The organism is Nocardioides gilvus (assembly GCF_003194605.1).
GTDB classification, from domain to species: Bacteria; Actinomycetota; Actinomycetes; order Propionibacteriales; family Nocardioidaceae; genus Nocardioides; species Nocardioides gilvus.
In genome coordinates this window covers 144806-168832 of sequence record NZ_QHKY01000001.1, presented here as the reverse complement: position 1 = coordinate 168832, position 24027 = coordinate 144806, and the positions used below count along the sequence as shown (strand labels likewise).

General features: G+C 69.0%; 20 protein-coding genes and 1 tRNA gene. 19 read left to right on the top strand and 2 right to left on the bottom strand.

Going from position 1 to position 24027, the window contains the following annotated elements; all coding sequences use genetic code 11:
• Positions 1–57: 57 nt before the first annotated feature.
• The 16 genes from priA to pyk all read left to right on the top strand — a co-directional run bounded on the left by priA (position 58) and on the right by pyk (position 19235).
• Positions 58–798 carry a bifunctional 1-(5-phosphoribosyl)-5-((5-phosphoribosylamino)methylideneamino)imidazole-4-carboxamide isomerase/phosphoribosylanthranilate isomerase PriA gene (gene priA, locus DNK52_RS00755; protein WP_110238658.1) on the top strand — a complete coding sequence of 247 codons (741 nt, stop codon included), beginning with the start codon at positions 58–60 and terminating at the stop codon, positions 796–798.
• The gene (gene hisF / locus DNK52_RS00750) at positions 795–1556 is read left to right on the top strand and encodes an imidazole glycerol phosphate synthase subunit HisF (protein ID WP_110238657.1); all 762 of its coding nucleotides are present in this window, start codon (positions 795–797) and stop codon (positions 1554–1556) included. Before priA ends, hisF begins: the two co-directional genes overlap by 4 nt.
• A 63-nt stretch (positions 1557–1619) precedes the next feature.
• Entirely contained in the window at positions 1620–3452 is a 1833-nt protein-coding gene (locus DNK52_RS00745) for an ABC transporter ATP-binding protein (protein ID WP_239455294.1), read from the top strand.
• Positions 3449–5311, top strand: a complete 1863-nt coding sequence (locus DNK52_RS00740; RefSeq protein WP_338036714.1) for an ABC transporter ATP-binding protein — start codon at positions 3449–3451, stop codon at positions 5309–5311. Before DNK52_RS00745 ends, DNK52_RS00740 begins: the two co-directional genes overlap by 4 nt.
• A 57-nt stretch (positions 5312–5368) precedes the next feature.
• On the top strand, positions 5369–5722 hold the full coding sequence (hisI, locus tag DNK52_RS00735) for a phosphoribosyl-AMP cyclohydrolase (RefSeq protein WP_110238656.1): 354 nt from the start codon (positions 5369–5371) through the stop codon (positions 5720–5722).
• A complete protein-coding gene (locus tag DNK52_RS00730) occupies positions 5719–6318 on the top strand; it encodes a Trp biosynthesis-associated membrane protein (RefSeq protein WP_110238655.1) in 600 nt (199 codons plus the stop codon). The genes hisI and DNK52_RS00730 overlap by 4 nt, the downstream gene beginning before the upstream one ends.
• Positions 6319–6388: 70 nt before the next feature.
• Positions 6389–6589, top strand: coding sequence for an HGxxPAAW family protein (locus DNK52_RS00725; RefSeq protein ID WP_110238654.1), 201 nt, complete (start codon positions 6389–6391; stop codon positions 6587–6589).
• A gap of 10 nt (positions 6590–6599) precedes the next feature.
• Positions 6600–7013 (top strand): DUF2752 domain-containing protein, encoded by a 414-nt coding sequence (locus tag DNK52_RS00720; protein WP_110238653.1) that lies wholly within the window; start codon positions 6600–6602, stop codon positions 7011–7013.
• 119 nt (positions 7014–7132) lie between these two features.
• Positions 7133–7915: an indole-3-glycerol phosphate synthase TrpC gene (trpC, locus tag DNK52_RS00715; RefSeq protein WP_110238652.1), complete on the top strand. Its 783-nt coding sequence runs from the start codon at positions 7133–7135 to the stop codon at positions 7913–7915.
• On the top strand, positions 7912–9162 hold the full coding sequence (gene trpB, locus DNK52_RS00710; protein WP_110238651.1) for a tryptophan synthase subunit beta: 1251 nt from the start codon (positions 7912–7914) through the stop codon (positions 9160–9162). Before trpC ends, trpB begins: the two co-directional genes overlap by 4 nt.
• The gene (trpA, locus tag DNK52_RS00705; RefSeq protein WP_110238650.1) at positions 9159–9962 is read left to right on the top strand and encodes a tryptophan synthase subunit alpha; all 804 of its coding nucleotides are present in this window, start codon (positions 9159–9161) and stop codon (positions 9960–9962) included. The genes trpB and trpA overlap by 4 nt, the downstream gene beginning before the upstream one ends.
• Complete coding sequence (locus tag DNK52_RS00700) at positions 9959–10582, top strand: SCO family protein (RefSeq protein ID WP_110238649.1); 624 nt, start codon at positions 9959–9961, stop codon at positions 10580–10582. The genes trpA and DNK52_RS00700 overlap by 4 nt, the downstream gene beginning before the upstream one ends.
• Positions 10583–10616: 34 nt before the next feature.
• Positions 10617–11492, top strand: a complete 876-nt coding sequence (gene lgt, locus DNK52_RS00695; protein ID WP_110238648.1) for a prolipoprotein diacylglyceryl transferase — start codon at positions 10617–10619, stop codon at positions 11490–11492.
• A 184-nt stretch (positions 11493–11676) separates the two neighbouring features.
• The gene (gltB, locus tag DNK52_RS00690) at positions 11677–16218 is read left to right on the top strand and encodes a glutamate synthase large subunit (RefSeq protein ID WP_420812326.1); all 4542 of its coding nucleotides are present in this window, start codon (positions 11677–11679) and stop codon (positions 16216–16218) included.
• Positions 16211–17671: a glutamate synthase subunit beta gene (locus DNK52_RS00685; protein ID WP_110238646.1), complete on the top strand. Its 1461-nt coding sequence runs from the start codon at positions 16211–16213 to the stop codon at positions 17669–17671. The genes gltB and DNK52_RS00685 overlap by 8 nt, the downstream gene beginning before the upstream one ends.
• Before the next feature lie 115 nt (positions 17672–17786).
• On the top strand, positions 17787–19235 hold the full coding sequence (pyk, locus tag DNK52_RS00680) for a pyruvate kinase (protein WP_110238645.1): 1449 nt from the start codon (positions 17787–17789) through the stop codon (positions 19233–19235).
• Positions 19236–19271: 36 nt separating this feature from the next.
• On the opposite strand, the gene DNK52_RS00675 is transcribed toward pyk, so the two are convergent.
• Positions 19272–19348 (bottom strand) — tRNA-Leu (locus tag DNK52_RS00675).
• 119 nt (positions 19349–19467) lie between these two features.
• On the opposite strand from DNK52_RS00675, the gene DNK52_RS00670 reads away from it, so the two are divergent.
• Entirely contained in the window at positions 19468–20070 is a 603-nt protein-coding gene (locus DNK52_RS00670; RefSeq protein WP_275426123.1) for an ANTAR domain-containing response regulator, read from the top strand.
• Positions 20071–20202: 132 nt separating this feature from the next.
• Entirely contained in the window at positions 20203–20778 is a 576-nt protein-coding gene (locus DNK52_RS00665; protein WP_110238644.1) for a GNAT family N-acetyltransferase, read from the top strand.
• A gap of 6 nt (positions 20779–20784) precedes the next feature.
• Here DNK52_RS00665 and DNK52_RS00660 read toward each other — a convergent pair whose 3' ends face one another.
• Positions 20785–21261 (bottom strand): hotdog fold thioesterase, encoded by a 477-nt coding sequence (locus DNK52_RS00660; RefSeq protein ID WP_420812325.1) that lies wholly within the window; start codon positions 21259–21261, stop codon positions 20785–20787.
• Between the two features lie 71 nt (positions 21262–21332).
• Here DNK52_RS00660 and polA point away from each other — a divergent pair, with 71 nt between their 5' ends.
• Positions 21333–24005 (top strand): DNA polymerase I, encoded by a 2673-nt coding sequence (gene polA, locus DNK52_RS00655; RefSeq protein ID WP_110238643.1) that lies wholly within the window; start codon positions 21333–21335, stop codon positions 24003–24005.
• Positions 24006–24027: the final 22 nt, after the last annotated feature.

Sequence of the window (24027 nt, the reverse complement as noted above, 5' to 3'; positions counted from 1 at the left end):
ACCCAGTTCCGTACGCCCCCCGCCGAGGCGGAGGTCTCGCCCCTCAGGAGTCCAGAAATGTCGCCCTACCTCGAACTGCTCCCCGCCGTGGACATCTCCGGTGGTCAGGCGGTGCAGCTCTCCCAAGGTGTGGCCGGCACGGGTGGCCAGTACGGTGACCCGGTCGAGGCCGCTCTGCGGTGGCAGGAGGCAGGCGCGGAGTGGCTCCACCTCGTCGACCTCGACGCCGCCTTCGGCAAGGGGGACAACTCGGAGCTGAAGACCGAGATCGTGGGCCGGCTCGACATCAAGGTCGAGATGACCGGCGGGATCCGGGACGACGAGTCCCTCGCCCGGGCGATGGCGACGGGATGCGCCCGGGTCAACATCGGGACCGCCGCGATCGAGAACCCCGAGTGGTGTGCGCGTGCGATCGCTGACTACGGCGACCGGATCGCGGTGGCGCTCGACGTGCGGGGCACCACCCTGGCCGGTCGGGGCTGGACCAGCGAGGGCGGCGACCTCTACGAGACCCTGGCCCGTCTGGACAGCGAGGGGTGTGCCCGTTACGTCGTGACCGACGTCGACAAGGACGGCATGCTGCAGGGACCGAACACCGAACTGCTGCGCAACGTGTGCGCCGCCACCACTCGTCCTGTGGTCGCCTCGGGCGGCGTCAGCACCCTGGATGACATCCGGGCGCTGGCGCAGCTCGTCGATCTGGGCGTCGAGGGCGCCATCGCCGGCACCGCGCTGTACGAGGGCCGGTTCACGCTCCAGGAAGCGCTCGCGATCACGTTGCCGGAGGGCCGCAGATGAGCCTCGCCGTACGCGTCATTCCCTGCCTCGACGTGGAGGGTGGGCGTGTCGTGAAGGGCGTCAACTTCCAGGGTCTGCGCGACGCCGGGGACCCGGTGGAGTTGGCCAGGCTGTATGACGCGGAGGGTGCCGACGAGCTGACCTTCCTCGACATCTCGGCGTCCCACGAGGGTCGAGCCACGACCATGGAGATCGTGTCGCGCACGGCCGAGGAGGTCTTCATCCCCCTGACGGTGGGTGGGGGAGTCTCCAGCGTGGCCGACGTGGACCGTCTGCTGCGGGCCGGTGCCGACAAGGTTGCGATGAACACCGCCGCGATCCACCGCCCCGAGCTGATCCGTGAGGTGGCGGACCGGTTCGGCAACCAGGTGCTCGTGCTGTCGGTCGACGCCCGTCGCGCCGCGGGCACCGACTCCGGTTTCGAGGTGACCACCCACGGTGGGCGCAGGTCCGCCGGGCTGGACGCCATCGAGTGGGCCGTGCGTGCCACCGCGCTGGGCGCGGGCGAGATCCTGCTCAACGCCATGGACTCCGACGGCACCCAGGACGGCTTCGACCTGGAGATCATCCGCGCCGTGCGTCGCGAGGTCACCATCCCGGTGATCGCCAGCGGCGGAGCCGGGAAGGCGGAACACTTCGCTCCTGCCGTGGACGCGGGCGCCGACGCCGTGCTGGCCGCGTCGGTCTTCCACTTCGGCACCGTGAGCATCACCGAGGTGAAGGCGTCCCTGGCTGCGGCGGGACATCCGGTGCGTTGAAACGTCGGCGCCCGGGAATAGCCTGAGGGGCGCCCGGGTTCGCACCGGGTGAGGAACAACGGTGTGAAGGAGTCGGAATTCGTGGCGGTCGACCAGCAGAAGCCGCGAGGTTCCACCACCCGGGAGGGGTTCCGCGTCCTGGGCGTTGCAGTGCGACGGGAGCCAGTGGTCTTCGCTCTCTCGACCATCGGCAGCGTGCTCTTCGCCGTGCTGACCGTCGCCGACGCGTGGGTGCTCGGGTGGTCGACGGAGAACGTCGTCATCCCGGCGTTCGAGACCGGTGAGATCGGCGCCGACATGCTCTGGGCGGTCGTGGCCCTCTTCATCGGTGTGGCGCTCCTGCGCGCCGTCGGCATCGTCGCGCGCCGACTGGGTGCCGGCATCATGCAGTACCGGATGCAGGCCCACACCCGCCGCGCGGTGACCCGCAAGTACCTCGAGCTGCCCATGGAGTGGCACCAGCGTCACCCCACCGGCCAGCTTCTCTCCAACGCCTCCAGCGACGTCGAGGCCGCCTGGGCGCCCATCGCCCCCTTCCCGATGGCCCTGGGCACGGTGGTGATGATGGTGATCGCCGTGATCCAGATGTTCGCCGCCGACGTGGTCCTGGCATTGGTCGGCCTCCTGGTGTTCCCGGCCGTGCTGGCCGCCAACCTCATCTACCAGCGGATCGCCTCACCCCTGATGACCCAGGCCCAACGTCTGCGCGCGGAGGTCGCCGAGGTCGCCCACGAGTCCTTCGACGGAGCCATGGTCGTCAAGACCCTGGGTCGTGAGGAGGAGGAGACCGCCCGCTTCACCGCGAAGGTCCACGAGTTGCGCGACGTCAACGTACGGGCCGGCCGGGTCCGTGCGGTCTTCGACCCGGTGCTGGCCGCGCTGCCCAGCCTCGGGGTGCTCGTCGTCCTGGCCGTGGGGGTGGAACGGGTCACCTCCGGAGCCGCCAGTCCCGGTGCCCTGGTCACTGTCGCCTACCTCCTCACCATCGTCTCCTTCCCGATCCGGGCCATCGGATGGCTGCTGGGGGAGTTCCCGCGCAGCGTCGTCGGGTACCGCCGCGTCAGCGCGGTCCTCGAGGCGACCGGTGCCATGCCGTACGGGCTGCGGAGTGCCCCCCGCGGGGCCGCTGGTGCCCGTCTCGAGGTGGATGGCCTGCAGTACGCCTACGACCAGGCGGTCCCACTCCTGCGTGACGTGACCTTCACCGTCGAGCCCGGCCGCACGGTTGCCGTGGTGGGTGCCACCGCGTCGGGGAAGAGCACCCTGACCAGCCTGCTGGCCCGCCTCGTCGACCCTGACGCGGGCACGATCCGCATCGACGGGGTGGACCTGCGCGACCTGCACGACGGAGCGCTCGCAGAGGTGGTTGCCGTGGTCCCGCAGACCGCCTTCCTCTTCGATGACACCGTGCGCGGCAACGTCGCCCTCGGCGCCGACGTGACTGACGACGAGATCTGGGCCGCCCTGCGCACGGCCCAGGCCGACGGTTTCGTGGCGGCACTGCCCGACGGGCTCGATGCCCAGTTGGGCGAGCGCGGCACGTCGCTGTCCGGTGGGCAGCGCCAGAGGCTCTCGCTGGCCCGCGCGCTGGTCCGCCGTCCTCGCCTGCTGGTGCTCGACGATGCCACCTCCGCGGTCGACCCCGAGGTCGAGGCTCGCATTCTTGCCTCCCTGCGCGAAGGGGCCGCAGGTACGACGCTGGTGGTGGTGGCCTACCGCAAGGCCACCATCGCTCTGGCCGACGAGGTGGTCCACCTCGAGGGCGGTCACATCGCGGATCGGGGCACCCACCGTGAACTTCTCGGGCGCAACGAGTCCTACGCCCGACTCGTCAACGCCTACGAGGTGGACGCGCCCGTCCCACCCGTCGTCGCATCGGAAGGAGTGCAGTCATGAGCACGACCGAGCACTCGACCGAGGAAGCACGGCCCGAGACGGTGACGACGGCGGCCACGGTGCGCACGAACGCGCAGGGCACCCGGATGGAGACCGGGGAGGAGATCGGGGCGATGGACACCATCCGTCGCGGCCTGCGGTTCTCGCCCGAGCTCACCGAGGGTTTCTGGGGCACACTGACGCTGGCGTTGGTGGCGGCGCTGGGCCAGGTGATCGTTCCGATCGCCGTCCAGCAGACCCTGGACACCGGCCTCAACGGACCGGACGGTCCGGACGTCGGGTTCGTGGTGACGATGGGTGTCGCCGCCTTCTTCGGGCTCGTGGTCACCAGCTTCGCGTCCTACCTGATGACCAGCCGCCTCTTCGCCACCAGCGAGAAGGGGTTGGCCACCCTGCGGATCAAGGCGTTCCGTCACGTGCACGACCTGCCGCTGCTCACCCAGAACACCGAGCGCCGCGGTGCTCTTGTCTCACGCGTCACCAGCGACGTCGACCAGGTCAGCCAGTTCCTCGTCTTCGGGGGACTGCTGTTGATCATCAGCGCCGGGCAGGTGCTGGTCGCCACGGTCATCATGCTGGTCTACAGCTGGCAGCTGGCCCTGGTGGTGTGGCTCTGCTTCGCGCCCCTCTTCATCTCCATCCGATACTTCCAGCGCAAGCTCTCGGCCGCGTACGGCGTCGTACGTCGTCAGGCCGGCGCCATGCTCTCTGCTGTCTCCGAGCCGGTGGTCGGAGCCTCCGTGGTCCGCTCGTACGCCGTCCAGGAACGCACCCAGGGCCGTATCGACACCAGCGTCGACGCGTTTCGCTCAGCAAGCACCAAGGCCCAGAAGTTCACCGTCATCTCCTTCTCCCTCGGAGGGATCTCGGCGGGGTTGGCCAACGCCGGAGTGCTGGTGATCGGCGTGTTCCTGGGTTTCACCGGCGACATGACCGCTGGTTCCGTGCTCGCCTTCGCCTTCCTGGTGACCCTCTTCGTGGGCCCTGTCCAGATGGGGACCCAGATCATCACCGACGCCCAGAACGCCATCGCCAGTTGGCGGCGGGTGATCGGGATCCTGGAGACCCCGGGCGACCTCGTCGACCCGGGCCCCGAGGGCGAGACGCTGCCGCGTGGTCCGATCGACGTCCGCTTCGCTGACGTCACCTTCGCCTACCCGGGCGGAGCGCCGGTGCTCCACGACGTCGATCTCACCATCGATTCCGGGACCAGGGTGGCGATCGTGGGCGAGACCGGCTCCGGCAAGTCGACCTTCGCCAAGTTGCTGACCCGTCTGATGGACCCGTCCGCGGGCGCGGTGCTCCTCGACGGCATCGACGTGCGTGACATCCGCGCGGAGAGTCTGCGCCGCTCCGTCGTGCTCGTGCCGCAGGAGGGCTTCCTCTTCAACGACACCCTGGCGGCCAACGCACGCTACGGACGCCTCGACGCCTCCGACGCCGATCTGGTCGCCTCGGCGACCGAGCTCGGGCTCGCGGACTGGCTCGCGGGCCTGCCCGACGGGCTCGAGACCAAGGTGGGCCAGCGGGGCGAGTCGCTCTCGGCCGGCGAACGCCAGCTGGTGGCCCTGTTGCGAGCTCACCTGGCCGACCCGGACCTGCTGGTCCTGGACGAAGCCACCAGCGCGGTGGACCCGGAGCTGGAGATGCGGATCGGGCGGGCCCTGGAGCGGTTGATGGCAGGACGCACGTCGGTGACCATCGCCCACCGACTGTCGACCGCCGAGCAGGCCGACGAGGTCGTAGTGGTGGATCGGGGCCGTGTCGTGCAACGGGGCCCGCACTCGGAGCTGGTGCTTGACGTCGGCTCTCCGTACGCCCGTCTGCACGCCTCCTGGGTGGCCCAGCAGGGGAAGTGAACCCCGCAACCGGGGTCTCCCACCACGTTGCCTGGACGTGGGCGCGATAATGGCCGGGTGACTGCACTCGACCCCGCCATCTCCGCCCGCCTCAAGCGCAACGCTGACGGGCTGGTGCCGGCGATCGTCCAGCAGCACGACTCGGGCGAAGTGCTCATGCTCGGATGGATGGATGACGAGGCCCTCCACCGCACCCTGACGACGGGGCGGGCCACGTACTGGTCCCGCAGCCGCCAGGAGTACTGGGTCAAGGGGGAGACCTCCGGGCACAGTCAGTGGGTCAAGGAGGTCCGTCTCGACTGCGACAAGGACACGATCCTCCTCAAGGTCGCCCAGGACGGTGCGGCCTGCCACACGGGCGATGCCACCTGCTTCGACGCGGACCTGCTGCTCGCGGTCACCGACTCATGAGCGACCGTACGTTCGGCCCGAGCGTCCTCGTCGGCCTCGCAGGATCCGGGCTGGCGGCCACGGCCGGGCACAAGGACTGGGTCGCGGTGGAGAGTTCGGCCCGCAACGAAGGGGCGATGACGTTCTTCTGGGAGAGTCACCCGGGGCTGGGCCAGATGCCGCTGGCCGGGGCGCTGGGTCTGTTGCTCCTCGCCTGCTGGGGAGTGGTCCTGGTCAGCCGTGGTCGGCCGCGGCGTGCGGTGGCGGTGCTGGGTCTGGGCACCGCCCTGGCGTTGGTCGCGACCTGGGTGGTCGGCTGGTCGAGCCTGCGCGACGACGTCGCCGCCAGGCTGGCCACCAGCGGCCCCGAGGTCGGACAGACACTGGCCTGGACCCCGTGGTTCTTCGCCGCGGGGGTCGGGGCCGCGCTGGCGGTCGCCGCCAGTGCGGTGGCGGTGGTGCGCGTGGCCGGATGGCCGGAGATGGGCAGTCGGTACGACGCTCCGGCCACGGCCAGCGCCGTCACGGGGTCGGAGGTCGTCGCTGTTGATCTCAGCGAGGCTGACCCGACAGACGTCTGGAAGGCGATCGACGAGGGTCACGACCCGACTCGTTGAGGCTCCCCCTAGACTGTGGGCGACCCGATCCTGGGTCTGAATTCCTCGGCTGACTTTGGAGCGCATTCTCATGGCTGACAACCACGGCAACACTCCCGCTGCTTGGACCGCGGTCGCGGTGTCCATGGTCGGGTTCGTGATCGGTAGCGTCGCGCTGATGTTGAGCCCCATCTCCATCGTGCTCTTCTGGGTTGGCATCGTCGTTGCCGTCGGCGCCTTCCCGCTCTTCCTGGTGCTGGCCAAGATGGGCTTCCACCAGGAGTCACACTGATCGTGGCGGGGTGAACGAGCTCTCCGACCGGACCACGGGCCTGGCCCGGGTCCTCGGGGTCGGGGCGATAGTGGGGATCGCCGTGGTGGCCCTGCACGTGCGCGACCCGAATGTCCGTGGCAGTTGGGGTTTCTGTCCCACCGCCCTGATGGGTTTCGACTGCCCCTTCTGTGGCGGGCTCCGGTCGGTGCACCACCTCAGCAACGTGGACCTGCCTGCTGCTGCCTCGAGCAACCTCCTCGTGGTGATCGGCGCCCCGGTGGTGGTCGGACTGTGGCTCTGGGCCCTCTTGCGTGCCTCGCGAGGGCTGCGTCCGCTGGTCCTGGAACGCGTCCCGCCCGGGGCGTGGTGGAGTCTGCTGGCCGTGCTCGCGGTCTTCGCCGTGGTGCGCAACCTGCCGATGGGGAGCTGGTTGGCCTCCTGAGCCACCGCGTCCACCGCGCGGTTCGCCCGCCCGGCAGGACTCGTGGTGAGACGTCACCGCGCAGGTGAGAGGCTTGACCCTGTTCGTACCGCTTCCCAGCCCGTCATGGAGGAATCTGCGTGTCCGTCCTCGACGACATCGTTGCCGGTGTCCGGATCGACCTTGCGCGTCGCGAGTCCGAGATCGGGTTGCGTGACCTCACTGCGGCGCTCGCCGACGTGGACGGCCCGCGCGACCCGATGCCCCACTTCCGGGCCCGGGGTTCCAGCGTGATCGCCGAGGTGAAGCGCAGCAGCCCCAGCAAGGGGCACCTGGCCGACATCCCGGACCCGGCCGTGCTGGCTGCTTCCTACGCCCGAGGAGGAGCCGCAGCTATCTCGGTGCTGACCGAGGAGCGCCGTTTCAAGGGCTCCCTGGACGACCTGCGCGCGGTGCGGGCCGCGGTGGAGACACCGATCCTGCGCAAGGACTTCATCGTGGAGTCCTACCAACTCGTCGAGGCCCGCGCGGCCGGAGCGGACCTCGCGCTGCTGATCGTGGCGGCCCTGGACGACGAGACCTTGCGTCGTCTGTACGACGAGGCGCGCGAGTTGGGGCTCACCGTCCTGGTCGAGGTGCATGACGAGCCCGAGACCGAACGGGCGGTGACGCTGGGTGCTGAGCTCATCGGGGTCAACGCCCGCAACCTCAAGACCTTGGCGGTCGACCCCGCCACCTTCGCCCGTCTCGCGCCGATGATCCCGGACGACCGGGTCAAGGTCGCCGAGTCCGGCATCAACACCCGTGACGACGTGGCCGGATTCGTGGCCGACGGGGCGCGTGCCGTGCTGGTGGGCGAGGCGTTGGTCAAGGACGGCGACCCTGAACGTGCAGTGCGCGACATGACGGGAGTGGGAGCATGAGCGGGATGGGTGACGAGAGCCGTTTCGGCGCCGACGAGCGAGGCTTCTTCGGGAACTTCGGCGGACGATTCATGCCGGAGGCACTGATCGCGGCGCTCGACGAGCTCGACGTCGCCTGGCGTGACGCCATGGCCGACGAGGCCTTCGTCAAGTCCTTCGACGACATCCTGGCCGACTACGCCGGTGCGCCGAGCAAGCTCTACCACGCGGAACGGTTGTCGGCGCAGCACGGCGCACGCATCCTGCTCAAGCGAGAGGACCTCAACCACACGGGTGCCCACAAGATCCGCAACGTCCTGGGGCAGGCACTCCTGACCAAGCGGATGGGCAAGACCCGGGTCATCGCCGAGACCGGTGCTGGGCAGCACGGGGTCGCCAGCGCGACCGCTGCTGCCTACTTCGGTCTCGACTGCACCGTCTACATGGGGGCGGTAGACACCCGCCGCCAGGCGCTCAACGTGGCCCGCATGCAGATGTTGGGCGCCGAGGTCATCGCCGTCGAATCCGGCAGTGCGACGCTGAAGGACGCCATCAACGAGGCGCTGCGCGAGTGGGTGGCCAGCGTCGACCACACCGCGTACCTCTTCGGCACCGCAGCAGGCCCACACCCCTTCCCCAGCATGGTCCGAGACTTCTGTCGCGGGATCGGCGACGAGGCCCGCGAGCAGTGCCTGGAGCAGTTCGGACGCCTGCCCGATGCGGTCACCGCCTGCGTCGGGGGCGGCTCCAACGCGATCGGCCTCTTCACCGCCTTCCTCGAGGACGAGGACGTGGCCATCTACGGCTTCGAGCCTGGTGGTGACGGCGTGGAGACCGGGCGTCACGCGGCGACCATCTTCGCCGGCGAGAGCGGCGTGCTGCACGGCGCGCGGACCTTCGTCCTCCAGGACCAGGACGGTCAGACCGTGGAGTCCCACTCGATCTCGGCCGGTCTGGACTACCCCGGTGTCGGGCCCCAGCACTCCCACCTCGCGCAGGTCGGACGCGCGCGCTACCTCCCCGTCACCGACGCGGAGGCCATGGACGCGATGGCGCTGCTGGCCCGGACCGAGGGCATCATCCCGGCGATCGAGAGCGCCCACGCGCTCGCCGGCACCCTCAAGCTGATCCCTGACCTGGTGGCCCAGCACGGTCCTGAGGCGACCGTGATCGTCAACCTCTCCGGTCGCGGGGACAAGGACATGGGGACGGCCATCGAGTGGTTCGGTCTGGGCCGCTCGGACGACGAGACGGGAGACCCCCGGTGAGCGTCAACTCCACCGCCCACGCTTTTGCCACGGCACGGTCTGAGGACCGCGCCGCCCTGGTCGGCTACCTGCCGGCGGGCTTCCCCGACGTGCAGGGCTCGATCGACGCGATGCGCACCATGGTCTCGGCCGGTTGCGACGTCATCGAGATCGGGCTGCCCTACAGCGACCCGGTGATGGACGGCCCCACCATCCAGGCGGCTGCCCAGCAGGCGTTGGAGCAGAAGACCCGTACGACCGACGTGCTCCGGGTCGTCGAGGCAGTGGCGGCCACCGGCACGCCCACCGTGGTGATGACCTACTGGAACCCCGTCGAGCGCTATGGCGTCGAGCGGTTCGCCACCGACCTGGCCTCCGCCGGGGGCGCTGGCCTGATCACTCCCGACATCACCCCCGACAGCGGTGCGGAGTGGATCGCCGCCGCGGACGACCGTGACCTGGACAAGATCTTCCTGGTCGCGCCCAGTTCGACCGACGAGCGCATCGCGATGACCACGGCCAACTGCCGCGGTTTCGTCTACGCCACCGCGGTCATGGGTGTCACCGGTACCCGCTCCACGACCAGTGACCTCGCGGGCCCGTTGGTGGCCAGGACGAAGGCCACCACCGACCTGCCGGTCGGGGTGGGGCTCGGAGTCAGCAACGGGGCACAGGCCCGTGAGATCGCGCAGTTCGCCGACGGCGTCATCGTGGGCTCCGCCTTCGTCCGCGTCCTGCAGGAGCACTCTGCCGACCGCGCTGCCGGGCTCCGGGCGCTGGGCGCGCTCACGGAGGACCTGGCCCGGGGCGTACGTCGATGAGCGGGATTTCGCGGCGTTCCGGGCGGCGACTGCTTGCGGCGCTCCTCGCCGTCGTGGCGATCCTGCTCAGTGCGTGCAGTGCCAGCGAGCCCGCGGCCGACGAGAAGATGCACGGCGCTGAGCTCGACCAGAAGTACGTGGCGTCACCCATCGAGCTGACCGACACCACGGGTCAGGACGTCGCCCTCGGTGACGTCGAGAAGGACCTGACCCTGGTCTTCTTCGGTTACACCCGGTGTCCCGACATCTGCGGCATCGTGATGTCGAGCATCACCTCGGCCATCACCCGACTGGACGACGACCTGCGGGAGCGCGTCGGCATGGTCTTCGTGACAACCGACCCCGCCCGGGACGACACGAAGACCCTGCGCGGCTACCTCGACCGCTACGACCCGTCCTTCACGGGGCTCACCGGCGACCTCGACGACGTCGTCGAGGTCGGGCGCTCGATGAAGGTCATGGTCGACGAGGGCGAGAAGTTGCCCAGCGGTGGGTACGAGGTCGTCCACAGTGACCACGTCGTGGGTCTGGACGCCGGGGGAGAGGGCACCATCGTCTGGACGAAGGACGTCTCCGCCTCCGAGATGTCCGAGGACATCGAGGCACTGCTCACCCGCTGATCGACCCGACCCGTCCGACCAGGAGACTGCCACCATGCTCAGCCAGGTCCTCGCGCTCACGATTCCCAGCCCGTCCCAGGGCGTCTGGGAGATCGGCCCCTTCCCGCTGCGCGCGTACGCGTTGTGCATCATCGCCGGCGTCGTGGTCGCCATCTGGATGGGGGAGAAGCGCTGGGTGGCCCGCGGCGGGGCCGCCGGCGACGTCCAGGACCTGGCGATCTTCGCGGTCCCGTTCGGCCTCGTGGGCGGTCGGCTCTACCACGTGATCACCGACCACCAGCTCTACTTCGGCGAGGGCGCCAACCCCATCGAGGCGTTGTACGTCTGGCGCGGCGGCCTCGGCATCTGGGGTGCGATCGCCCTGGGCGCCCTCGGGATCGTGATCGGGGCGCGCATCAAGAAGATCAAGGTGTTGCCGATGCTGGACGCGCTCGCGCCCGGGGTGCTGCTGGCCCAGGGGATCGGTCGTTGGGGCAACTGGTTCAACCAGGAGTTGTACGGTGCCCCCACCGACCTGCCGTGGGGTCTGGAGATCGACGACGCGCACCGTCCGTTCGAGTACATCGGTGCCGATGTGGCCTTCCACCCGACCTTCCTCTATGAATCCCTGTGGGCCGTCATCGGCTGCGTGTTCCTGCTGTGGGCCGACCGCCGCTGGCAGCTGGGCCACGGTCGCGTGGTGGCGCTCTACGTGATGTTCTACACGTTGGGCCGTGGGTGGATCGAGGACCTGCGCATCGACACCGTGCAGTACGACGACGTCCTCGGGCTGCGCCTCAACTCCTGGACCTCGATCGTGCTGTTCGTGGCGGCGCTGGTCTTCTTCGTCATCCAGGTCCGCCGCCGCCCGGGTCGCGAGAGCGTCGTGACGTCGCGGCAACCCGGCGAGGACGCCACAGCGGTGGGCTGATTCATGCGCTTGCCCGATGCCCTGGACCCGGTCCGGTCCTCGCGCTGACCTTCGGGTGTGGCTTGAGCCCTCAGGAGTGTTACAGTTTTCCGCCCCGGGCCAACGTCGTCCCGTGCCTCATTACTTGATCAATCCTCACTCCACACGAGTCGACGTTGATCCCAGGACGACGGGAGAAATGCCCATGCACGCATTCCCGCCGCAACAAGGGCTCTACGACGCCTGCCACGAGCACGACGCTTGTGGTGTGGCCTTCGTAGCGACCCTGACCGGCGTTCCGAGCCATGACATCGTTGCCAAGGGCCTCCAGGCCCTGCGCAACATGGAGCACCGCGGGGCGGCAGGTGCTGAACCCAACTCGGGTGACGGCGCCGGCATCCTCCTGCAGGTACCTGACGGGTTCCTCCGAGCGGTCGTCGACTTCGACCTCCCGGCCCCCGGCGCGTACGCCGTCGGCACGGCCTTCATCCCCGGGGACGTCTCCGCAGTGGCTGACACCCGGGCCGCGGTCGAGAAGATTGCTGCCGAGGAGGGCCTCGAGGTCCTCGGGTGGCGCGAGGTCCCAGTTGTTCCCGAGTCGTTGGGCGCGACCGCCCGCTCGGTGATGCCGACCTTCGTCCAACTCTTCGTCTCCGCCCCCGGGGCGGCTGTGACCGGCATGGACCTGGAGCGCCAGGCGTTCTGCCTGCGCAAGCGTGCCGAGCGTCTGACCGAGGTGTACTTCCCCTCGCTCTCCTCGCGCACCCTGGCCTACAAGGGGATGCTCACCACCGAGCAGCTCGACCAGGTCTTCCCGGACCTGTGTGACGAGCGCGTCGCCTCCGCGGTCGCGGTGGTCCACTCGCGCTTCTCCACCAACACCTTCCCGAGCTGGCCCCTGGCCCATCCGTTCAGGTTCATCGCGCACAACGGCGAGATCAACACCGTGATGGGCAACCGCAACTGGATGCGGGCGCGCGAGGCGCTCCTGGCCTCCGAGAAGTTCGGCGGTGACCTGGAGCGACTCTTCCCCATCTGCACCACGGGCGCATCGGACTCCGCGTCGTTCGACGAGGTCCTCGAGCTGCTGCACCTCGGCGGCCGCTCGCTTCCGCACTCGGTCCTGATGATGATCCCCGAGGCGTGGGAGAACAACGACCTGATGGACCCGCAGCTGCGGGCCTTCTACGAGTTCCACTCGACGATGATGGAGCCGTGGGACGGTCCGGCCTGTGTCGTCTTCACCGACGGCGCCCAGGTGGGGGCGGTCCTGGACCGCAACGGCCTGCGTCCCTCCCGGTACTGGGTCACCGAGGACGGCCTCGTCGTCCTCTCCTCCGAGGTCGGCGTGCTCGACATCGACCCCGCGACCATCGTCCGCAAGGGCCGGCTCAAGCCCGGCCGGATGTTCCTGGTCGACACCGAGGAGCACCGCATCGTCGAGGACGCCGAGGTCAAGGAGACCCTGGCCGCCGAGCACCCGTACGAGAGCTGGCTCTCCGAGAGCCTCATCAACCTCAACGACGTGCCCGACCGCGAGCACGTGGTGCACACGCACGCCTCCGTCGCGCGGCGTCAGCAGGTCTTCGGCTACACCGAGGAGGAGTTGCGCGTCATCCTGGCTCCGATGGCCAACACCGGTGGTGAGGCGCTCGGCTCGATGGGCACCGACACCCCCATCGCAGCCCTGAGCCAGAAGCCCCGCCTGATCTTCGACTACTTCCAGCAGTTGTTCGCCCAGGTGACGAACCCGCCGCTGGACGCCATCCGCGAAGAGCTCGTCACGTCGCTGTGGGGCACGGTCGGGCCGGAGTCCAACCTGCTGGAGCCTTCTGCGGACTCCTGCCGCCAGGTGGTCATCCCGTTCCCGGTCCTCTCCAACGACGACCTCGCCAAGCTGCGCTACCTGCACCAGGACTCAGAGCGCCCCGAGTTCGTGACCCACGTCGCTCGCGGTCTCTTCGAGGTTGCCGGTGGCGGCAAGGCTCTCGCCGCCCAGATCGAGGAGATCTGCCGCGACGTGTCCGCCGCGATCGACGACGGCGCCCGGATCATCGTGCTCTCCGACCGTCACTCGACGGCCGACCTCGCTCCGATCCCGTCGTTGCTGCTGACCGCAGCCGTCCACCACCACCTGGTGCGCGAGAAGACGCGTACCCAGGTGGGACTGGTCGTCGAGGCGGCCGACGTCCGCGAGGTGCACCACGTTGCCCTGCTCATGGGTTACGGCGCCAGTGCGGTCAACCCGTACCTGGCGATGGAGTCGGTCGAGGACCTAGCCCGCGACGGCTACTACGTCCACGCCGACCCGGAGCTCGCGGTCAAGAACCTGATCAAGGCCTTGGGCAAGGGCGTCGTCAAGGTGATGTCGAAGATGGGCGTCTCCACGGTGGCCTCCTACACCGGGGCCCAGATCTTCGAGGCGATCGGACTGTCGAGCGAGCTGGTCGACAAGTACTTCACCGGCACCACGTCCCGGCTCGGCGGCATCGGCATCGACACCGTCGCCCGGGAGGTCGCGCTGCGCCACGCGGAGGCGTACCCCCGCGGTGGCGTGGTCAAGGCCGACCGCGAGCTCAACAGCGGTGGCGAGTACCAGTGGCGTCGTGACGGTGAGCCGCACCTGTTCGACCCGGAGACGGTCTTCCGTCTCCAGCACGCCACTCGTGAGGGCCGTTACGACATCTTCAAGCAGTACACCTCCCGGGTGGACGAGCAGTCGCAGCGTCTGATGACGTTGCGCGGCCTCTTCCGGTTCAAGGACGCCGGCGAGTCCGGACGCAGCCCGATCTCGATCGACGAGGTCGAGCCGGTCAGCGAGATCGTCAAGCGGTTCTCGACCGGCGCGATGTCCTACGGCTCGATCAGCCAGGAGGCGCACGAGACCCTCGCGATCGCCATGAACCGGTTGGGCGCCAAGTCCAACACCGGTGAGGGCGGCGAGGACGCCGAGCGTCTCTACGATCCCGAGCGCCGCTCGTCGATCAAGCAGGTCGCCTCGGGTCGCTTCGGCGTCACGAGCGAATACCTGAGCAACGCCGACGACATCCAGATCAAGATGGCCCAGGGCGCCAAGCCCGGTGAAGGTGGCCAGCTGCCCGGCAACAAGGTCTACCCGTGGGTGGCCAAGACCCGGCACTCCACGCCCGGCGTGGGTCTGATCAGTCCGCCGCCCCACCACGACATCTACTCGATCGAGGACCTCGCCCAGCTGATCCACGACCTGAAGAACGCGAACCCGGCTGCCCGGGTCCACGTGAAGCTGGTCTCCGAGATCGGCATCGGCACGGTCGCGGCCGGCGTCTCCAAGGCACACGCCGACGTCGTCCTGGTCTCCGGCCACGACGGGGGTACCGGCGCCTCGCCGCTCACCTCGCTCAAGCACGCCGGCGGTCCGTGGGAGCTCGGCCTGGCCGAGACGCAGCAGACGCTGCTCCTCAACGGACTGCGTGACCGGATCGTCGTACAGGCCGACGGCCAGCTCAAGACGGGCCGCGACGTCGTGATCGCAGCGCTCCTGGGCGCAGAGGAGTACGGCTTTGCCACCGCTCCGCTGGTCGTCTCCGGTTGCGTGATGATGCGGGTGTGCCACCTGGACACCTGCCCGGTGGGTGTCGCCACCCAGAACCCGGTGCTGCGTCAGCGGTTCAGCGGCAAGCCCGAGTTCATCGTCAACTTCTTCACCTACATCGCTGAGGAGGTGCGCGAGATCCTGGCCGAGCTGGGGTTCCGTACGCTCGACGAGGCGGTCGGACAGGTCGAGGTGCTTGACACCGTCGAGGCAGTCGACCACTGGAAGGCCGAGGGTCTCGACCTCTCGCCGATCCTGCACAAGGTGGAGAACCCTGCGCAGTTCCCCGACCAGGACCTGCGGTGCACCCAGACCCAGGACCACGGTCTCGCCAAGGCTCTGGACAACAAGCTGATCGAGATCTGCGCCCCGGCGCTGGAGTCCGGTGAGCCGGTCCGTGCCCAGGTCGAGGTCTGCAACGTCAACCGCACCGTCGGCACCATGCTCGGTCACGAGGTGACGAAGCGGTACCGCGCGGCGGGTCTGCCCGACGGCACCATCGACATCACCTTCACCGGTTCGGCCGGTCAGTCGTTCGGCGCCTTCGTCCCCAAGGGCATCACGATGCGCCTGGAGGGCGACGGCAACGACTACGTCGGCAAGGGGCTCTCGGGTGGCCGGATCATCGTCCGCCCTGCGCGCACCGCCACGTTCGACGCCAGCCAGCAGGTGATCGCAGGCAACACGATCGGCTACGGCGGGACGTCGGGGCAGATCTTCCTGCGTGGCCAGGTGGGCGAGCGGTTCTGCGTCCGCAACTCCGGCCTCACCGCGGTCGTCGAAGGACTGGGCGACCACGGCTGCGAGTACATGACCGGTGGTCGGGTCGTGGTCCTGGGACCGACGGGCCGCAACTTCGCGGCGGGCATGTCGGGCGGCTACGCCTTCGTGCTCGACCTCGACGAGGGTCGCGTCAACCGAGAAATGGTCGATCTCTCGCCCGTCGAGGGGGAGCGGGTCGCCGAGCTCGAGTCGATCATCCGCGAGCACCTCGAGGAGACCGGTTCCACGGTCGCCGACGAGTTGCTCCACGACTGGCCCGCCGCCGTGGGCCGGTTCACCGAAGTCATGCCTCGTGACTACCGTCGCGTGCTCGAAGCCCGCACGGAGGCCCTCGCCGAGGGTCTCAGCGAGGACGAGGCTGCTGCTCGCATCATGGAGGTGCTTCATGGCTGACCCGAAGGGATTCCTCAAGCACGGACGTGAGGTGGCAGGCCGCCGCCCGGTCGGGGAACGAGTCCAGGACTGGAACGAGGTCTACCCCGGGAGCATGGGACGCGCCCTGCTGCCGATCATCAAGACCCAGGCCAGCCGGTGCATGGACTGCGGCATCCCGTTCTGCCACCAGGGCTGCCCGTTGGGCAACATCATCCCGGAGTGGAACGACCTGGTCTTCCGTGACGACTGGGACGGCGCGATGGACCGGTTGCACAAGACCAACAACTTCCCGGAGTTCACCGGTCGCCTGTGCCCGGCCCCGTGCGAGACGGCCTGTGTCCTGGGGATCAACCAGGACCCGGTCACCATCAAGAACGTCGAGGTCGCGATCATCGACCGGGCCTGGGAGTCCGGGTACGTCCGTCCCGAGGCGCCGGAGTGGTTGTCGGGACGTACGGTCGCCGTCATCGGGTCCGGCCCCGCCGGACTGGCTGCGGCCCAGCAGCTGACCCGGGCCGGCCACACGGTCGCGGTCTACGAGCGCGCCGACCAGCCGGGCGGGTTGTTGCGCTACGGCATCCCGGAGTTCAAGATGGAGAAGAAGTACCTCGATCGCCGGCTCGACCAGATGCGCCGCGAGGGCACCATCTTCCGCTCCGGCGTCGAGGTCGGAGCAGGTTCCCTCAGCGGCCAGCGGTTGCTCCAGCGCTACGACGCCGTCGTGCTGGCCATGGGTTCCACGGTCGCCCGCGACCTGTCGGTGCCCGGGCGTGCGCTCAACGGGATCCACCAGGCGATGGAGTTCCTGCCGCAGGCCAACCGCGAGGCGCTCGGCGAGGAGGTTCCGGACCAGATCCGGGCCGACGGCAAGCACGTCGTGATCATCGGTGGCGGTGACACCGGCGCGGACTGCCTGGGCACCTCGACCCGTCACGGTGCAGCGAGCATCACGCAGTTGGAGATCATGCCGCAGCCGACCGAGGTGCGCCCGGCCGGTCAGCCGTGGCCGACCTACCCGATGCTCTTCCGGGTCTCCTCGGCCCACGAGGAGGGTGGCGAGCGGGCGTACTCGATCTCCACCACCGAGTTCGTCGGGGACGACGAGGGCAACGTGAAGGCGCTGCGTCTGGTCGAGGTCGACGCGTCGTTCCAGCCGGTCCCCGGCACGGAGCGCGAGATCCCGGCCGACCTGGTCCTCCTGGCGATGGGCTTCGTGGGCCCGGAGCGGGCTGGCCTCGTCGAGCAGCTCGAGGTGGAGCTGGACGACCGCGGCAACGTGGCGCGGGACGAGGACTACCAGTCGTCGGTCCCCGGTGTCTTCGTCGCCGGCGACGCCGGTCGTGGTCAGTCCTTGATCGTGTGGGCCATCGCCGAGGGACGCGCTGCCGCGGCCTGCGTGGATGAGTTCCTCACCGGGTCGACCGAGTTGCCGAAGCCGATTCCTCCGACGGCACGTCCGTTGATGGTCTGAACGGTCCAGCTCACCGGCACCGGCCGGGTCGCCCTGTGGCGGCCCGGCCGGTGTTGCATGTCCCCAGCGCATGGCGGAGCGACGGGTGCGCAGCGCTGACCGCTAGGATCGAGGAGTGCGTAGAGCGAAGATTGTCTGCACCCTCGGCCCTGCTGTCGACACCCCTGAGCGGATCAGAGAGCTGATCCAGGCGGGGATGAACGTCGCGCGGCTCAACATGAGTCACGGCACCCACGCCGACCACGCGCGGATGTACCAGATGGTGCGGGAGGCCAGCGACGAGAGCGGTCGCGCGATCGGCATCTTCGCCGACCTCCAGGGCCCGAAGATCCGCCTCGGCGTCTTCCGTGACGGCCCCGTCGTGCTCGCGGCGGGCCAGGAGTGGACCATCACCACGCGCGACGTGCTCGGTGACGCGGTGGTGTGCGGGACGACGTACGCCGGGCTCCCCGGCGACGTCACCCCCGGGGACCCGCTGTTGATCGACGACGGCAAGGTGCGGCTCGTGGCGACGGCCGTCGACGGCCAGGACGTACGTACGCGGGTCGTGGTCGGGGGCACGGTCTCCAACCACAAGGGCATCAACCTGCCCGGCGTCGCGGTCTCGGTGCCGGCGCTCTCCGAGAAGGACACCGAGGACCTGCGATGGGCGCTGCGCCAGGGCGTCGACTTCATCGCCCTGAGTTTCGTCCGCCAGGCCGAGGACGCCGACGACGTGCGCGCGATCATGGAGGAGGAGGGCATCTCCGTCCCGATCATCGCCAAGATCGAGAAGCCCCAGGCCATCGACAACCGTGAGTCCATCATCGACGCCTTCGACGGCCTGATGGTGGCCCGTGGCGACCTGGGCGTGGAGTGTCCGCTCGAAGAGGTCCCGCTGCACCAGAAGACACTCATCGAGCTGGCCCGCCGTCACGCCAAGCCCGCGATCGTCGCGACCCAGATGCTCGAGTCGATGATCACCGCGCCGGCCCCCACCCGGGCCGAGGCCTCGGACGTCGCCAACGCGGTGCTGGACGGTGCGGACGCCGTGATGCTCTCGGGTGAGACGAGCGTCGGGGCCTACCCGATCGTCACCGTGCGCACGATGGCCCGGATCGTGGAGAACACCGAGGACCACGGTCTCGCGCGGATGGCAGCCGTCGACTGGCAGCCGCGGACGAAGGGCGGCATCATCTCCAAGGCCGCCGGCGAGGTGGCGGCCCGGATGGGCGCCAAGTTCATGGTCACCTTCACCCAGAGCGGTGACTCGGCGCGGCGCCTCTCGCGCTACCGCGGTGCGATTCCGCTGCTGGCCTTCAGCCCGCTGGCCTCGACGCGTGCCGAGCTCTCACTGAGCTGGGGGGTCGAGACCCTGCAGACCCCTGACGTCGGCAGCACCGACGAGATGGTGCGCCAGGTCGATGAGCTGCTCCTGTCCTCCGGGCGGGTGCAGGAGGGTGAGTTCATCGTCATCACCGCCGGTACGCCCCCGGGCATCCCCGGTTCGACGAACGCCCTGCGCGTCCACCGGATGGGCGACGCGATCCACGGCGTGGCTGCGGCCTACCGCGGCGAGGGCTGAACGCGGCCTGCAGCTGGCTCGAGCTCGGGCGGGGTGTGGTGCCCCGGGTGGGATTCGAACCCACACTGGACGGTGTTTGAGACCGCTTCCTCTACCGGTTGGGATACCGGGGCTTCACCACGGCGACAAAGTTACCGGAGGGGCATCGAGATCCCACCACGGGGGCCGGGGGTGATCGGGGAGTCACCGCGTCGGCGCTGTGCTCATGGGGTGGAGGCGATAGCCTTCCACCGTGACCACTCCGCCCGTCCCCGCAGCAACCGTCGTCATCGCCGAGGACGAGGCGCTGATTCGCATGGACCTGGCAGAGATGCTGGCCGAGGAGGGGTACGACGTCGTCGGTCAGGCGGCCGACGGTCAGCGCGCGATCGAGCTGGCCGAGGAGTTGCGTCCCGACCTGGTCATCCTGGACGTGAAGATGCCCATCCTGGACGGGATCGCTGCCGCCGAGCGCATCGCTGCGCAACGCATCTGCCCGGTCGTCATCCTCACTGCCTTCAGCCAGCGTGACCTCGTCGAACGCGCGCGCGACGCAGGAGCGATGGCCTACCTCCTCAAGCCGTTCAGCAAGGCAGACCTGACTCCCACGATCGAGATGGCGGTGGGGCGGTTCGCCGAGGTGAGGGCCCTGGAGTCCGAGGTGGCCGACCTGGCGGAGCGCCTCGAGACCCGCAAGAGCATGGACCGTGCCAAGGGGCTGCTGCAGAGCGAGCTGGCCATCACCGAGGTCGAGGCCTTCCGGTGGATCCAGAAGACCGCCATGGACCTGCGGCTCTCCATGCGTCAGGTGGCCGACGGTGTGATCGAACACGGTCCCGGGATCGCCAAGGGCTGAGCGGCCACGCTGCTGCGGTGCCCGGAGTCAGCGATGAGGTGTCGGCGGAAGCCTCGAACGGATACGCTGCTGGCAGGGCGCACCGGGGGGCTGTGGCGCCGGCATAGTTTCTTCGTGGTGGGAGGTGGAGCCATGACGCGTGCCACGGTCATGTTGCGTACTGCGGTGGTCGAGGATGCCGCCGTGTTGCGCGAACTGTGGGCCGACGTGTTGCGCTCGGCGCCACTGCCCGACCAGTTGAGTGACGTCGTGGGGATCATCGAGACTGCGGCTTCCGATCCGGACGCGCGTGTGGTGGTCGCCGAGGTCGACGGCCACGTCGTGGGAGCGGTCCACCTCAGGTGCGCTCCGATCACCGCCCTGAACCTGGACCAGATGGTGCACGCCTTCGCGCCCCACGTGCTTCCCGATCACCAACGCCGCGGAGTCGGAGCCGCACTGATGGACTCCGCCGTCACCTTCGCCGAGGAGCGAGGCACCGCGTACGTCGGTTCGGCTGCCTTGGCCTCGTCCCGTGACGCCAACCGCTTCCTGGCCCGTCTGGCGATGGCCCCGCGAGCAGTGCTCCGGGTGGCCCACACCCACGCCCTGCGTCAGCGACTCTCCGCCTCCAGGCCGTCCCGGGGTGTGGGGTCCTCGAGCAGTCGGCACATCGACAAGGTGCTCGCGGCACGTCGCGGTCGCCGCGGTTCCCGCATCGATTCCTGAGCAGGCTCAGCGTTCGGTGGGAAGCAGCGCGCAGGTGATGCGGGAGGTGCACACCCGGCGTCCGGATTCGTCGCTGACGACGATCTCGTAGGCGGCGCTGGTCCGACCCAGGTGGATCGCCGTCGCTACCCCGGTGACCGTGCCCGAGCTGGCGGAGCGATGGTGGGTCGCGTTGATGTCCACCCCCACAGGGAATCGGTCGGGGTAACCGTGCACGGCGGCCCCGATCGATCCCAACGACTCGGCCAGCACCACGGATGCCCCGCCGTGCAGGAGCCCGTACGGCTGGGTGTTGCCCTCGACCGGCATGCTGGCGACGACTCGTTCGGCCGACACCTCGAGCAACGCGATGCCCATCTTGTCCGAGAGCGCTCCCATGTGGTTCTTCATCTCCGCCAGGAGCCCCTCCAGCGACGTGATGTCGGTGCGGTCGGAGCGAGGGGGCGCTGTGGGCACTGCCGGGGTTGCTGGGGGCTGCGTCATGCGCCCATTGTGACTGATGGACGTTCTGGCGGGGGCGAGTTGTGTCGCCGCGTGCAGATAGTGTTCCCGATGTGACCGACAAGCACTCCCGACCTCGTCTGCTGCTCCTGGACGGCCACTCGCTGGCCTATCGAGCCTTCTTCGCGCTCCCGGTGGACAACTTCTCCACCAGCACCGGGCAGCACACCAATGCGGTCTACGGATTCACCTCGATGTTGATCAACGTCCTCCGCGACGAGGAACCGACCCACGTGGGGGTGGCTTTCGACAAGTCGCGTCAGACGTTCCGCCTGGAGGAGTACCCGGAGTACAAGGCGAAGCGAGCCAAGACTCCCGACGAGTTCGGTTCGCAACTGCCGCTCATCCAGGAGGTCCTGGACGCTCTGCACATCCCGCACCTCTCCATGGACGGGTACGAGGCGGACGACATCATCGCGACGCTCGCCACCCAGGCCGTGGCGGCCGGCATGGACGTGCTGATCCTGACCGGTGACCGGGACTCGCTCCAGCTCGTCAACGAGCACACGACGGTTCTCTACCCGATGCGCGGCGTCTCGGAGCTGGCGAGGATGACCCCCGCGGCGGTGGAGGCGAAGTACGGCCTCCCGCCCCACCGCTATCCCGAGCTCGCCGCCCTCGTCGGTGAGGACTCCGACAACCTCCCCGGCGTGCCCGGGGTCGGACCCAAGACGGCAGCCAAGTGGATCGCCACCCACGACGGCCTCGACAACGTGATCGCGCAGGCCGACCAGATCAAGGGCAAGGCGGGGGAGAGCCTGCGCGCCCACCTGGGTGACGTGATCCGCAACCGTCGCCTCAACGCACTGCTGTGTGACCTCACCCTCGAGCTGACGCCGGACGACCTGCTGCGTCGTCCCTGGGATCGTCAGGAGGTGCACACCCTCTTCGACGGCCTCGAGTTCCGGGTGCTGCGCGACCGGCTCTTCGAGTCCTTGACGTCCGAGGAGGAGACCGAGGAGGGCGGCTTCGAGGTCGACGGAGCCACGTTGGCTCCCGGCGCCCTGGGTGCATGGCTCGAGGAGCACGCCACGACTGACGTCGGGTTGCACGTGCGCGGCACGTGGGGAGCAGGGACGGGACGGGTCGACGGACTGGCCCTCGCCAATGCCAGCGGGCAGGCGGCGTACGTCGACGTGGCGGAGCTGACTCTCGACGATGACCAGGCGTTGGCGCTCTGGTTGGCCGACGACACTCGTGGCAAGTTCCTGCACGACGCCAAGGGGCCGATCCTGGCCCTGGGCGCCCACGGTTGGCAGCTCGCGGGGTTGCGCGGTGACACCGCCCTCTCCGCCTATCTCGTACGCCCCGACCAGCGCTCGTACGACCTCGCCGACCTCACCGTTCGCTACCTGCGCCGTGAGCTCAAGGAGGAGGGCGACGGGGCGCAGGGCCTGCTCTTCGCCGAGGACGACGCCGTGGCAGACCTCGCGATGCTGCGGGCGCGAGCGGTGCTCGACCTGGCCGGGGCCCTGGCTGACTCCGTCGAGGAGCACGGGGGTACGACCCTGCTGGCCGAGGTCGAGCTCCCCCTGGTGCACACCTTGGCGCGGATGGAGCAGACCGGCATCGCGGTCGACCTCGATCACCTCCAGGGGCTGGAGTCCGAGTTCGCGGGGGAGGTCAAGCAGGCCGCTGAGGAGGCGTTCGACGTCATCGGCAAGGAGATCAACCTCGGCTCTCCCAAGCAGCTGCAGGTCGTGCTCTTCGACGAGCTCGCGATGCCGAAGACGAAGAAGACCAAGACCGGATACACGACCGACGCCGACGCGCTCCAGCAACTCTTCGAGAAGACCGCACATCCCTTCCTGCAGCACCTGCTGCGCCACCGCGACGTCACCCGCCTGCGTCAGACGGTCGAGGGATTGCTGAAGACGGTGGCTCCCGACGGTCGCATTCACACCACGTTCAACCAGATCATCGCGGCCACGGGGCGGCTCTCCAGCACGGACCCCAACCTCCAGAACATCCCCGTCCGCACGGCTGCTGGCCGGCGCATCAGGGAAGCCTTCGTTGTCGGTGACGGCTTCGAGTCCTTGATGACAGCCGACTACAGCCAGATCGAGATGCGGATCATGGCGCACGTCTCGGGTGACGAACTGCTGGCGGAGGCATTCCGCTCCGGTCACGACTTCCACTCGATCACCGCCTCTCGGGTCTTCGGGGTGGACGCCGACGACGTCACGCCGGAAATGCGCGCGAAGATCAAGGCGATGAACTACGGCCTGGCCTACGGGCTCTCCGCCTTCGGTCTCTCCGGTCAGCTCAAGATCACTCCGGCCGAGGCGCGTCTCCTGATGGACGACTACTTCGAGACCTTCGGCGGGATCCGGGACTATCTCCAGGGCACGGTCGACGAGGCCCGGCGCACCGGGTTCACCGAGACGATCATGGGCCGACGCCGCTACCTGCCGGACCTGACCAGTGACAATCGCCAACGCCGGGAGATGGCTGAGCGGATGGCGCTCAACGCGCCGATCCAGGGCTCTGCCGCTGACCTGGTCAAGGTCGCCATGCACGGGGTCGAGCGGGCGCTCGTCGAGGAGAAGTTGTCCTCCCGGATGCTCCTGCAGGTGCACGACGAACTTGTCCTGGAGGTGGCGCCGGGCGAGCACGAGGCGCTCGAGGCGCTGGTCCGTCGGGAGATGGGGTCGGCGGCCGAGCTGTCAGTTCCCCTCGACGTGTCGGTCGGCACCGGCCGCAGCTGGCACGACGCGGCGCACTGAGCCTCGTCGCGGATCGAGGACG

What these genes read in the sequence shown, in the direction of transcription:
- priA (WP_110238658.1), top strand. Translation starts at nt 58, where the DNA reads ATGTCGCCCTACCTCGAACTGCTCCCCGCCGTGGACATCTCCGGTGGT.
- hisF (WP_110238657.1), top strand. Translation starts at nt 795, where the DNA reads ATGAGCCTCGCCGTACGCGTCATTCCCTGCCTCGACGTGGAGGGTGGG.
- DNK52_RS00740 (WP_338036714.1), top strand. Translation starts at nt 3,449, where the DNA reads ATGAGCACGACCGAGCACTCGACCGAGGAAGCACGGCCCGAGACGGTG.
- DNK52_RS00730 (WP_110238655.1), top strand. Translation starts at nt 5,719, where the DNA reads ATGAGCGACCGTACGTTCGGCCCGAGCGTCCTCGTCGGCCTCGCAGGA.
- DNK52_RS00725 (WP_110238654.1), top strand. Translation starts at nt 6,389, where the DNA reads ATGGCTGACAACCACGGCAACACTCCCGCTGCTTGGACCGCGGTCGCG.
- trpB (WP_110238651.1), top strand. Translation starts at nt 7,912, where the DNA reads ATGAGCGGGATGGGTGACGAGAGCCGTTTCGGCGCCGACGAGCGAGGC.
- DNK52_RS00700 (WP_110238649.1), top strand. Translation starts at nt 9,959, where the DNA reads ATGAGCGGGATTTCGCGGCGTTCCGGGCGGCGACTGCTTGCGGCGCTC.
- lgt (WP_110238648.1), top strand. Translation starts at nt 10,617, where the DNA reads ATGCTCAGCCAGGTCCTCGCGCTCACGATTCCCAGCCCGTCCCAGGGC.
- gltB (WP_420812326.1), top strand. Translation starts at nt 11,677, where the DNA reads ATGCACGCATTCCCGCCGCAACAAGGGCTCTACGACGCCTGCCACGAG.
- DNK52_RS00685 (WP_110238646.1), top strand. Translation starts at nt 16,211, where the DNA reads ATGGCTGACCCGAAGGGATTCCTCAAGCACGGACGTGAGGTGGCAGGC.
- DNK52_RS00665 (WP_110238644.1), top strand. Translation starts at nt 20,203, where the DNA reads ATGACGCGTGCCACGGTCATGTTGCGTACTGCGGTGGTCGAGGATGCC.
- DNK52_RS00660 (WP_420812325.1), bottom strand. Translation starts at nt 21,261, where the DNA reads ATGACGCAGCCCCCAGCAACCCCGGCAGTGCCCACAGCGCCCCCTCGC.